This window comes from Brevundimonas diminuta ATCC 11568 (genome assembly GCF_000204035.1).
Classification (GTDB): Bacteria; Pseudomonadota; Alphaproteobacteria; order Caulobacterales; family Caulobacteraceae; genus Brevundimonas; species Brevundimonas diminuta.
Genome location: NZ_GL883084.1, coordinates 139871 through 150680 on the forward strand (window position 1 = coordinate 139871; position 10810 = coordinate 150680).

At 68.7% G+C, this 10810-nt stretch carries 11 protein-coding genes and 1 tRNA gene; 4 read left to right on the forward strand and 8 right to left on the reverse strand.

Annotated features, from left to right (window positions below):
- Together BDIM_RS00730 and BDIM_RS00735 are read left to right on the forward strand one after the other, a co-directional pair.
- Positions 1-823, forward strand: an 823-nt coding sequence (locus tag BDIM_RS00730; RefSeq protein ID WP_081461799.1) for a TraB/GumN family protein, incomplete at its 5' end; no start/stop codon positions are given.
- An 86-nt stretch (positions 824-909) separates the two neighbouring features.
- The gene (locus BDIM_RS00735) at positions 910-1542 is read left to right on the forward strand and encodes a DNA-3-methyladenine glycosylase I (protein ID WP_003163652.1); all 633 of its coding nucleotides are present in this window, start codon (positions 910-912) and stop codon (positions 1540-1542) included.
- 5 nt (positions 1543-1547) lie between these two features.
- On the opposite strand, the gene BDIM_RS00740 is transcribed toward BDIM_RS00735, so the two are convergent.
- Positions 1548-2072 (reverse strand): hypothetical protein, encoded by a 525-nt coding sequence (locus tag BDIM_RS00740; RefSeq protein ID WP_040344465.1) that lies wholly within the window; start codon positions 2070-2072, stop codon positions 1548-1550.
- A 72-nt stretch (positions 2073-2144) separates the two neighbouring features.
- On the opposite strand from BDIM_RS00740, the gene BDIM_RS00745 reads away from it, so the two are divergent.
- Entirely contained in the window at positions 2145-2795 is a 651-nt protein-coding gene (locus BDIM_RS00745; RefSeq protein WP_040344466.1) for a ribonuclease HII, read from the forward strand.
- A 7-nt stretch (positions 2796-2802) separates the two neighbouring features.
- Here BDIM_RS00745 and BDIM_RS00750 read toward each other — a convergent pair whose 3' ends face one another.
- The 4 genes from BDIM_RS00750 to BDIM_RS00765 all read right to left on the reverse strand — a co-directional run bounded on the left by BDIM_RS00750 (position 2803) and on the right by BDIM_RS00765 (position 7419).
- The gene (locus BDIM_RS00750) at positions 2803-3015 is read right to left on the reverse strand and encodes a hypothetical protein (RefSeq protein WP_003163655.1); all 213 of its coding nucleotides are present in this window, start codon (positions 3013-3015) and stop codon (positions 2803-2805) included.
- A gap of 36 nt (positions 3016-3051) precedes the next feature.
- Positions 3052-4092 (reverse strand): DNA adenine methylase, encoded by a 1041-nt coding sequence (locus BDIM_RS00755; protein WP_003163656.1) that lies wholly within the window; start codon positions 4090-4092, stop codon positions 3052-3054.
- A 9-nt stretch (positions 4093-4101) separates the two neighbouring features.
- Complete coding sequence (gene pyk / locus BDIM_RS00760; RefSeq protein ID WP_003163657.1) at positions 4102-5565, reverse strand: pyruvate kinase; 1464 nt, start codon at positions 5563-5565, stop codon at positions 4102-4104.
- A gap of 153 nt (positions 5566-5718) precedes the next feature.
- Positions 5719-7419, reverse strand: a complete 1701-nt coding sequence (locus tag BDIM_RS00765) for an alkaline phosphatase family protein (protein ID WP_040344699.1) — start codon at positions 7417-7419, stop codon at positions 5719-5721.
- Positions 7420-7573: 154 nt separating this feature from the next.
- Between BDIM_RS00765 and BDIM_RS00770 the strand changes: the two genes are divergently transcribed.
- Positions 7574-8734, forward strand: a complete 1161-nt coding sequence (locus BDIM_RS00770; protein ID WP_003163659.1) for a patatin-like phospholipase family protein — start codon at positions 7574-7576, stop codon at positions 8732-8734.
- Between the two features lie 19 nt (positions 8735-8753).
- Here the strand turns inward: BDIM_RS00770 and BDIM_RS00775 are convergent.
- The 3 genes from BDIM_RS00775 to BDIM_RS00785 all read right to left on the reverse strand — a co-directional run bounded on the left by BDIM_RS00775 (position 8754) and on the right by BDIM_RS00785 (position 10659).
- A tRNA-Leu gene (locus tag BDIM_RS00775) sits at positions 8754-8840 on the reverse strand.
- Between the two features lie 50 nt (positions 8841-8890).
- Positions 8891-10318 (reverse strand): M20/M25/M40 family metallo-hydrolase, encoded by a 1428-nt coding sequence (locus BDIM_RS00780; RefSeq protein WP_244911880.1) that lies wholly within the window; start codon positions 10316-10318, stop codon positions 8891-8893.
- Between the two features lie 101 nt (positions 10319-10419).
- Positions 10420-10659, reverse strand: coding sequence for a DUF3297 family protein (locus BDIM_RS00785; RefSeq protein ID WP_024354808.1), 240 nt, complete (start codon positions 10657-10659; stop codon positions 10420-10422).
- Positions 10660-10810 lie beyond the last annotated feature (151 nt).

Consider the following 10810-nt stretch of genomic DNA (forward strand, 5'->3'; position numbering starts at 1 on the left):
CTCCCATCCCCGCGCCGAGGGCGCCGGCCCGCCGCTGTGGGTGGTCAAGGACGCGGACTCCACCGTCTATCTGTTCGGCACGGTCCATCTGTTGCGACCCGGCACGGCCTGGGGCTCGGACAAGGTGGACGCCGCCTTCGCCAGCGCCTCGGACATCTGGGTCGAGATCGCCGACCAGGACGATCAGGCGGTCGTCATGCCGGTGATCCAGCAGCACGGCGTCGATCCGTCTCGCCCCCTGTCGTCGGTCCTGTCGGCCGAGGACTTCGCCGCCTTCGACAAGGTCGCCCAGGCGAACGGCGCCAGCGCGGCCGCCCTGGACGCCTACCGCCCCTGGCTGGCGGCCTTCATGATCTCCATGTCCGGCCCGACCGAGGCCGGCTATCGATCCGAAGCGGGCGTCGACAAGACGCTGATGGATCGCGCCCGGTCGGAAGGCAAGGCGCTGCACGGCTTCGAGACCGCCGACATCCAGGTGCGCCTGATCGCAGGCATGAGCGAAGAGGCCCAGGTCGCCTATCTGAACCACTTTGTCCGCAACACCGACCGCATCGTCGCCAACTTGGATGAAACCGTGGCCGCCTGGCTGAAAGGCGACATCGCCGAAACGGGCCGTCTGAACCGCGCCAACACCCGCGACGTGCATGAAGACATCCACCGCGCCGCCCTGATCGACCGCAACAGCGACTGGACCCGCCAGATCGAGGCGATGATGAAGGGTTCAGGCACGGCTTTCGTCGCCGTCGGCGTCGCCCACCTGGCCGATCAGGACAGCATCATCGACATGCTGACCGCGCGCGGGTTCACGGTCGAGCGCCTGTAGGACGCCCCGCAACACCCCATGAAGGCCCGGCGGAAACGTCGGGCCTTTTCGCTTGCGCTGCCAGAACATTCCAGCAACATCGCGCCATGACCGAATCCGAAAAGGCTGAAGGCCGCTGCGGCTGGTGCGGGACGACGGACCCGCTCTACATCGCCTATCACGACACCGAATGGGGCGTGCCCGAATACGACGCCCGCGCCCTGTGGGAGAAGCTGGTTCTGGACGGCTTCCAGGCCGGGCTGGCCTGGATCACCATCCTGAGAAAGCGCGAGGGGATGCGCGAGGCCTTCGACGGCTTCGACCCCGAGATCGTCGCCCGGTACGGCGAGGCGGACCGCGCGCGCCTGCTGGCCGACCCGCGCATCATTCGCTCCGGCGCCAAGATCGACGCGGCCATCGGCGGCGCCCGCATCTGGCTGGACATGAGGGATAGCGGCGAGGATTTCTCAGCCTGGCTGTGGTCCTTCGTCGGCGGCCAGCCGCTGGTGAACCAGTGGGACCATTTCCGCGAGGCCCCGACCCAGACCGCCGAAAGCCTCGCCATGGCCAAGGCCCTGAAGGCGCGCGGCTTCAAATTCTGCGGCCCGGTCATCACCTACGCCTTCATGCAGGCGGTCGGCATGGTGAACGACCACCAGACGACGTGCTTCCGGCATGGAGAGGTGGGAAATGGGCGCCGCCAACGACTGATTTCAGGACACTCGCGATTGTCCGCCTAAGACCCTTAGCGGGCCTCGGGTTCGACAACACCTAAGCTGACGAGTTCGCTGTAATTGGACGGATCGCGATCCACCCCAACCCACAGGTCATCTTGGTCGCCGACGAAGTCTTTGCCGCCCGTCCCTACCCAAAAGGAGCTGTTGGTCGTTCGGTGTTTGACCCCTACAACCCGCCGATGTTCGTCGTCAGGCAAGGTGAAAAGTTCAACCGACCTGAGAGTCGAGCCGATCAAACCAATCCAAAGATCGCCAGCAGCCTGAATGCGATCCAGTGAATGCGCGACCCATGCAGCATCCTGTGCTGTCGCCAGGATGAAACGATCCTCTACCTGCCGCCAAGAAAGGTTGATGGCATCCTGGCTGGCAAAGCGGACAAACGCTGCACCGGAAAACGAATACGACGCCATTTGCAGTTCTGAGGCGAGTTGCGGCGTATCGGCGGTGATCGGCATCCAAACCAAACCCGCGATTTCCTCCCCCAAGACAGGGCGGTAAACTTCTATCCAATCTGTCATGCCGTTAGAGAGCATGGCCTACGTCCGCTTTCCACCCCTCGGCAGCAACTCCTTCCCCCATGCTCCGGTTCGTGGCACTGACGCCTGATGCTCGCCCGCACTGCTACCGCCAAGACCGACCGCCCCTTCCCCACACTTATGCTGGAGCTTGAGGCGCGCGCGACCTGGAACGGTCATGTCTGCGGGGTGGATGAAGCCGGGCGCGGGCCGTGGGCGGGGCCGGTGTCGGCGGCGGCGGTGATCCTGAACCCGGACGATCTGCCGCCGGGCATCGACGACTCCAAGGCGTTGACGGAGAAGCGCCGCGCGGCGCTGGAGCCGCTCATCAAGAGCCGCGCCCTGGCCTGGGGCGTCGGCTTCGCCTCGGTGGAGGAGATCGACGAGCTGAACATTCTGCACGCCACCGGCCTGGCCATGCGCCGCGCGGTCGAGGCCCTGGCCCATGCGCCGGTTCACGCCCTGGTGGACGGCAACTACCGCTTCAAGCTGCCGTGCGCGGTGACGCCCGTGGTCAAGGGCGACAGCCGGTCGCTGTCGATCGCGGCGGCGTCGATCCTGGCCAAGACGGCGCGTGATCGACTGATGATCGAGATGGATGCGACCTATCCGGGTTACGGCTTCGCCAGCCACAAGGGCTATAACGCCCCCATCCACCAGAAGGCTCTGCAGACGTTGGGCCCCTGCCCCGAACACCGGCGCAGCTGGGCGCCGATCAAGGCCCTGCTGGACGCCGCTTAAGCGAAAATCAGACGGACAGGGCGCCGCCCAGCAGCATTCCCATCAGGCCCGCCGCGATCGCGCCGATCAGCAGGATGGTCCAGCTGTCCAGCCCACGCCCGCGCCGAGGCGACGGGCGGACCGGACGCGCGGCCTCCCGCTGGGCGTCGAAACGCGCAGCGTCAAAACCACGGGCGTCAAAGCGGGAAGCGGCGGGAGGAAGACTAGAAAGCGTACGCATACGGCACAAACGGCGTGCGCCCGGCTTTCGTTCCCGTCAGGCGGCGACCGGCAGTTCGATCGGCCGATCCGTGACCACGAACAGATATTCCACATTCCTCAGCCGCCCGACCGAGCCGACCTTCTGACCCTTCAGGTTATGGATGCCGATGCGGGCGCCGACGTAGCGGGGGCGCGGAATCTCGACCACCTGGACGTGGCCGCGCGCCGACAGCATGGCCGTCAGCTCATCGCGGCTCAGATAGCCCTCGTCGTTGAAGCTGACGATCAGGTTCGGCGCCTTCAGCCGCTCGATGACGGTCTGCAGGGCGGGGCCGATGCCCGGCCGGCTGTTGAAGGCCGACTTGCGCGTCTTCACGTCCACCCGCTTGCGCGCCACGCCATAGGTCTCGGGTTTGTCCCACAGCACCAGGCTTTCCCAGCAGTGGTAGTTGCCAAGGTAGGAGTGCTGGTTATAGGGCGGGTCCAGATAGACGAGGTCGGCCTCGACCTCGGCGGCGATCTCGACCGCATCGCCGTGCGTCGCCACGCACGAGCCCGCCGCCACGCCGGGCAGCAGGTCCGGCAGGCGCAGTTCCAGCGGCTTCAGCGCGCGCGGCGCCCACTGCTTCATGAAGGCCATCTGCAGGCCCGCCGAGGAATCCACCCGGTCGGCCGCCTCCATCAGGGCGACCAGGACGACCGCCTTCAATTCCGGCTCCAGCCCCATGACCTCGATGCGCTCGCGCATGGCGTCGATGCGGGCGCCGTTGTCGGGGTGGAAAAAGCGAGCTTCCTGGCAATAGGTGCGGGTGAACCAGCCCGGTGCGGGCGCCACGGCGCGCAGTTCGGCCAGCACCGCCTCGGCCCGTTCGGCCCGGACCTCGCGGTCGGCCTGGACATAGGCGGTGGCGAGCGCATGGGCATAGGCGTTGTGATCATTGGACCAGACGCGATAGCCCTCGCGCTTCAGCGCGTGGCCCACGCGCGCGGTGCCGGAGAACAGGTCGCAGACCGTCCCGCCCTGCGGCTGAGCCGCCCGCACCGCGCCGATCACCTGGCCCAGAAGCGCGCGCTTTGAGCCGATGTATTTGATCATTCCGCCCCGTCAGGTTTTGCGGGCGCGCTTCGCCCCGTGTTGCCGGGGGGCAGCATGGGCCGGAGCATGGGCCAGACGCAACAGATTCGCGGCCCCCGGCGCGCCGAAGGGCGTTCCGGCCAGGATCAGGATGCGCTGGCCCGGCTCGGCCAGGCCGTAGAGCATAGCCGCCTCGACCGCATCGTCGGTCAGGCCTTCCAGCGAGGTCGGCTGTTCGCCCAGACGCGGCTCCAACCCCCAGACTAGGGCCAGGCGACGCGCCGTCTCGGGCTTGGGCGTCAGGGCCAGAACCGGCTGCAGCGGCCGCTCGCGCGACATTCGCCGCGCCGTGCCGCCCAGGGTGGTGAACACCACCATGCAGGCAGTCGAGGAGGCCTCGGCCGCCTTGCGCGCGGCCGCCACCAGGGCGTCGACGTCGTGGATGTCCATGCCCGCGTGTTCGGCGTCCATCAGGCCGGGCCACAGGGGATCGCGCTCCACCCGCTCCATGATGCGGTTCATGATGGTCACGGCTTCCAACGGATAGTCGCCCGCCGCCGTCTCGGCTGACAGCATCAGGGCGTCGGCGCCCTCATAGACGGCGTTGGCCACATCGGACGCCTCGGCGCGGGTCGGGGCCGGAGCGCTGGTCATGGATTCCAGCATCTGGGTGGCGACGATGGCGGGCACGCCGCGCTGGCGGGCGGCGCGCAGGATCTTCTTCTGGGCGACCGGCACCTCTTCCGGCTCCATCTCGACGCCCAGATCGCCGCGCGCGACCATGACGCCGTCACAGTAGTCGAGGATGCTCTCAAGATCGTTCAGGGCCTGGGGCTTTTCGATCTTGGCCAGACAGGCGGCCTGGCCGTCGACGATCTGCTTCAGCTCGGCCATGTCCTCGGCCTTCTGCACGAAGCTGAGGGCCACCCAGTCGACGCCGAGACGAAGCGCGAAGGCCAGATCCTCGCGGTCCTTGGGCGTCAGGGCCGAGACCGGAATGACCGCCTCGGGCACGGCCACCCCCTTGCGGTCCGACAGCTTGGAGCCGCTCTCGACCGTGACGTCGCACCATTCGTCGGTGCGCTCGCCCACGCGCAGCCGCACCCGGCCGTCGTCCAGCAGCAGCAGCATGCCGGGCCGCAGCGCCTTGAAGATTTCCGGATGCGGCATCTGCACCCGCGTCTCGTCGCCCAGCGCCGGGTTCAGGTCGAAGCGCATCTGGTGGCCCGGCTTCACCTCGATCTCGACATCAGCGAAGCGGCCCAGCCTCAGCTTGGGCCCCTGCAGGTCGGCCAATACGCCCAGCGGCCGCTTCAGCGCCATTTCGGCCCCGCGCACGGCCTTGAGGGCGGCGGCGTGGTCGTCGTGCGAGCCATGGCTGAAGTTCAGGCGAAAGACGTCCACCCCGGCCTGCGCCAGCGCCTTGACCGTTCCCGGCGCACGGCTGGCGGGTCCGAGTGTCGCGACGATGCGCGCGCGGCGGGCTCTCTGCATGAACGGGTTTCCTCTTGCGGCTCTGACGGCCTGACGCCTCCCCTCAGAGGCGTTTCTCAAGCCCTTGTGCCAAGGAAACGCGGAAGGCGTAAGGCCGTCGCACCGTGTCGAAACACGAGTTTATGACGGCCCGCGCAGCCTGTTTCGCGCCGTCTACTTCGTAGGGCAGCGGCCCTTGGCGAACTGGGGCAGGTCCATGCAGCGGCCGTCGATCGGGCCGTCAGGCTGGACGCCGATCAGATTGGCCAGGGTCGGCGCGATGTCGATGGTGCGCATCGGCAGGAAACGCTCCTGCCCTTCGGCGCCCGGCCACCAGAAGACGATGGGCACGCGGCGGTCGTAATCCCAGGGCGAGCCATGGCTGGAAATGGCGCCGCCGACGCGGCCCTGGCCGGTCAGGCCCGGCTGCCAGGCGCGCAGGATGTCGGGCGAGCGGCCCGCCACCGCCGACAGACGCAGGCGCTCGCGCACATTCAGGTCTTCGGGGTTGATCGAGTTCGGCACAGGCTCGGCCAGCAATTCGTCGCGGGCCACGGCCAGGGCGACCTGCGGCTCGGCGTTCAGCAGTTCGATCGCGGCGGCCAGCACCTGGGACCGCAGCGGCTCCGGCAGGGACTTGCGATCCTTGTCGACGATGACGAAACCGCCCGCCGATGAGATCAGCGGATCGGCGTCCAGGCCGAAGCGGGCCTTCAGCGCGGCGTTGACGCGCGGCTGCAGGGCGCGATCCACCCGGCCGGCGTGAGGATAGCCCTCGACCGCCGAGCGCTCGGGGAAGTCCGAACCGCCGTGGTCGGCCGTCAGAACGACGATGGCGCCGCCGGGGATGGTCGACAGCTTGTCCATCAGCACGCCCAGGGCCGTGTCGAGGCGCAGCATCTGCTCGCACATCTCGGGCCCCTGGGTGCCGTAGCTGTGGCCGATGCGGTCGGTGGCCGACAGGCTGACGCCCAGCATGTCCGTGACGCCGCGACGACCCAACTGCTGGCTGTCCATCAGTTCGATCGCCCCTTCGATGGTCAGCTCGTCCAGGATCGGCGAGTTGTCGAGGCGGAAGTTGGCCGGCGGCACCTTGGAGTCGAAGGTCTGGCCCGCAATGGTCCACTGCCCTTCCAGGCGGCGGCAGGCGGCGTTGGAATAGGTCCAGCTGGGCGCCTGTCGCGTGAAACGGTCGATCATGCGGGCGTTCAGGGCCGCCACCGGGGCCAGGCGCGCCTGGGCCGACTGGCCCGGCTCGACATAGGTGGTGAAGCCGAAGTTGTCGGTCAGCCAGAAGGCGCCGTCGCCCTTGTGCCCAGCCAGGGTGATGGCGCCGCGATCCTTGCCCGACACGCCGTAGACGCGGCTTTCAGGGCTGACCGCCTTCAGCCAGTCGCCCAGGGTCGAGGCGCTCAACTGTTCCGGACCGACCGGGCCGTTATCAGTGTTCTTGCCGTGGGCCAGGGTGTTCTGCGGCGCGGCCAGGCAATAGGTCTCCTGGCCCGTCGTCGTGTCCAGCCAGTCGTTAGCGGGAATGCCGCTGCGGGCCGGGTGGGCGCCGGTCAGGACGGTCGAGTGGCCGGCGCAGGTCACGGTCACCCCGTGGGTCTGATAACCGTTGATCGAGACCATGCCCCGATCGGCCAAAGTCTTCAGCCCGCCGGTGAACTGGCTGCGGTACTGGTTGAACAGATTGGCGCTGAGTTGATCGACTACCACGGTGACGATCAGGGACGGGGCGGCGCGGCCGTCCTGGGCCGCCGGAGCCGCAGTCTGAGCCGCAGCCTGAGCCGTCTGGGCGAACGCCGCGGGCGCAGCCGCGCCCAGGCAGAGGCTCAGACCCAGGGCGGAAGCGAGAAGTCGGCTACGAAACATGAAACGGCTCACCTGGCGGAACAATCAGTGTGCGACACCTACGCCCCCCTCATGACGAGGCCAAGACAGTTAAGCTGGACGCCCGCGCAGTTTCGCCCTGCGGAACTGCGGCGCCGCATTTGACCCAAGCCGCGCGAAAGCCGAGAAAACCGTCGTGATTGATCCGCGCCCCTTGTCGTCCCTGCCTCTGCCGCGCAAACGGCTGCCTGCGCCCCCGACTGGCCGCGGGCGCATTCGGGGGTTCGAGGATATCCGGCTGAGCGTCGAGCAGGCGGAAACGTCGCTGGAGGCGGCGGCGGACCGTCTGTCCCTGCCCCGCTCCGGCTGGTCGTCGGGGCATTTCGACATGCTGGCCGTATCGGGCGGTGCGGCGGGCGGCGCCTATGGCGCGGGCGCCCTGGTCGGACTGACCGAGGCGGGAACGCGGCCGGAGTTCGCCCTGGTCACGGGCGTCAGCACCGGCGCCCTGATCGCGCCCTTCGCCTTCCTGGGACCGGCCTGGGACGAGCGGCTGGCCGACGCCTATACCGGCGGCCATGCGGCCGACCTGCTGAGCTTGCGGCGGCTGGCCTCGACCCTGACCGGCAGCCTGTTCCAGGGCGAGGCGCTGGACGCCTTGATCCACCCCTTCGTCGACGAGGCGCTGATAGACGCCATCGCGGTCGAGCATCGCCGGGGGCGTCGCCTGCTGGTGGCGACGACGGACCTGGACAGCCAGAAGGCCTGCATCTGGGACATGGGGACGATCGCCTGCCACGGCGGCGAGGAGGCGGTCGCCCTGTTCCGCGAGGTTCTGGCCGCCTCCGCCAGCCTGCCCGGCCTGTTTCCGCCGCGTCGTTTCCCGTGCGAGGTCGACGGCGAGCCGTTCGAGGAAATGCACGTCGACGGCGGGGTCGCCGCGCCGCTGTTCCTGATGCCCGAGGCCCTGTTGCGCTGGAAGCGGGTCGGACGGCGCCTGCAGCGCAGCCGGGTGCATATCCTGGTCAACACCGTGCTGGAGCCGGAACCGCGCACCACGGCCCAGAACGTCGCGGCGGTGCTGACCCGCAGCTTCGACGCCATGCTGCGGTTCTCCTATCGTCAGGCGCTGGGCGTCGCCACGACCTTCTGCGCGGCGCAGGGCCTGCCCATCAGCGTCGCGGCCATCCCGGACGAGCCCGAGCAGGGCGGGATGCTGAGCTTCGACACGGCGACGATGCAGCGACTGTTCGAGGCCGGACGACAACGCGCGCGCGGCGGCGATCTGTGGCGCTCGCCCGTCGCCGAACCGCGCGGGTTGATGTCATGGCTGGAGCGGCTGTCGCCGCAGACCTGAAGGCGATCGTCAGAACGGCTGGTGCGGGCGGCCGGGGTCGAACCGGCAAGGGCTTTCGCCCGACGGATTTTAAGTCCGTTGCGTCTACCAGTTTCGCCACGCCCGCTAACCGGACGGGCTGTATAACCAGCCCGCTCAATCCCGCCAAGACGCGCCTTAACGCGTCGACGCCTGCGCCGCACGCGCGGCCCGGAAGTCCACGTCGGAATCGGCGATCAGGCGCACCAGGGCCGCCCAGGCGGCGACGTTCTGGGTCATCTGAGCCGGGTCGATCTTGTCCAGGGTGTCGTCGGCGGTGTGATGCAGGTCGAAATAGCGCGTGCCGTCCTGACGCAGGCCGAAGACCGGAACGCCCGCGCGCGCCAGGGGACCGATATCGACCCCGCCGAACAGCTCGGCCTCGCCCGGCAGCACGCCCAGCGGGCGCAGGACGCGCTCGGCGATCTTGGCGAAGTCCGTATTCTGCGAGCCGGGCGGCAGGCCCAGGGCGTAGACGCGGTCGGCGCCGAAGTCGCTCTCGCCGGCGATGACGTGCTTCTCGACGCCCGCGCCGATGTTGCGAACATAGGCGCCGCCGCCGTTGCCGTGGTCGGTCGGCTGGGCGACCTCTTCGGAGCCGTACAGCACCACGCGGATCGTGCGCGCCGGACGGCCCTGCTCGGCGATCAGCTTGGCCGCGGCCAGGGTGATGGCGCCCCCCGCCGCGTCGTCGATGGCGCCGGTGCCCAGATCCCAGCTGTCCATGTGCGAGCCCAGGACGATGATCTCATTCGGACGCGAGGCCCCGACGATGTCGCCCATCACGTTCTGGCTGTGGGTCTCATAGGTGTGGGCGGTGGACTTCAGGCGCAGGCGCACCGTCTCGCCCATGCCCACCAGCCGCGCGATCTGATCGGCGTCCGGCGCGCTGAGCGCAAAGGCGGGCAGCGGCACCTTGCCTTCGACATAGCGGGTGGTGCCGGTGTGCGGCATCCGGTGTTCGTCCGATCCGGCCGAGCGCATGACGAAGGCGACCGCGCCGCGCTTGGCCGCCTCGGTCGGGCCGACGCCGCGAATGCGCGACAGAGGGCCGTAGCCCGAGCCGTCCTGCATCCGCACCATCTGGCCGCCGTCGACCACGGCGATCTTGCCGCTCAGCGATCCGGCAGGCGCCGCCAGCAAGGCGTCCAGACCGTCGAAGAAGACGACCTCGGCCTCAACGCCCTCGGCCGGCGTGGGAATGGAGTGGCCTAGAGCCGCCACGACCAGCTTCTGGGGACGCGCGCCCAGAATCTCGGCGCTCTCCTCGCCGCGCTCCCAGCCGATCAGGGGGAACTGCTCGATGCGGACGTTCTGGAAGCCGTGGGCGCGCATGTAGTCGGCCGCCCAGGCCGATGCGTCCTGCTCGGCGCGCGAGCCCGCCGGGCGCGGGCCGAAGCGGGTGGTGATCTGGGTGACGTAGTCGAGGGCGATATTGCCCTTCAGCGCCTGATCGCGCACCTGTTCGGCGGCGCGGATGGCGCGGGCGTCCTGCGCCATGACCGGCGCGGCGACAAGGCCGAGCGCCACAGCGCTGGCGGCCATCAGACGGATAGTGAACGACAAGAGCGCCTCCCAGACTCAAACGACAGGCGCGGACCCTAGCGGGCGAAGACTGCGACCGAAAGTCTCAGCTTCGCCGCTGGGCCGAAATCAAAGGCTCGAAATCACTCGCCCTTGATGAAGGGCTCGACCGGGCCTTGCAGCTTGACGGTCAGGGCCTTGCCGCGACGGTCGACGCGGTTGCCGACGGCCAGACGGACCCAGCCTTCCGAGACGCAGTATTCCTCGACGTTGGTCTTTTCCTCGCCCTTGAAGCGGATGCCCACGCCGCGCGCCAGCAGTTCGGCGTCGTGGAAGGGGCTGTCAGGATCGACCGAGAGGCGGTCAGGCAGGGCGTCGGACATGGAAAGGTCTCGCGAAAAATCGAAGCAGGCTGAATAGCCGCGCAAGGCCTGTGCGACAACCGTCGCCTATTGCACCGACTGACGGGCGGGGGCTGGGGCGTCGGCGGCAGCCGGGGCGTAGGGGCGCGGGCCGGTCTCGGCGGGCGCAGGG

Coding starts and splice junctions, on each gene's coding strand:
- BDIM_RS00765 (WP_040344699.1), bottom strand. CDS start 7,419: ATGTTTCGTAGCCGACTTCTCGCTTCCGCCCTGGGTCTGAGCCTCTGC.
- BDIM_RS00750 (WP_003163655.1), bottom strand. CDS start 3,015: ATGCGTACGCTTTCTAGTCTTCCTCCCGCCGCTTCCCGCTTTGACGCC.
- BDIM_RS00735 (WP_003163652.1), top strand. CDS start 910: ATGACCGAATCCGAAAAGGCTGAAGGCCGCTGCGGCTGGTGCGGGACG.
- pyk (WP_003163657.1), bottom strand. CDS start 5,565: ATGCAGAGAGCCCGCCGCGCGCGCATCGTCGCGACACTCGGACCCGCC.
- BDIM_RS00785 (WP_024354808.1), bottom strand. CDS start 10,659: ATGTCCGACGCCCTGCCTGACCGCCTCTCGGTCGATCCTGACAGCCCC.
- BDIM_RS00740 (WP_040344465.1), bottom strand. CDS start 2,072: ATGCTCTCTAACGGCATGACAGATTGGATAGAAGTTTACCGCCCTGTC.
- BDIM_RS00755 (WP_003163656.1), bottom strand. CDS start 4,092: ATGATCAAATACATCGGCTCAAAGCGCGCGCTTCTGGGCCAGGTGATC.
- BDIM_RS00745 (WP_040344466.1), top strand. CDS start 2,145: ATGCTCGCCCGCACTGCTACCGCCAAGACCGACCGCCCCTTCCCCACA.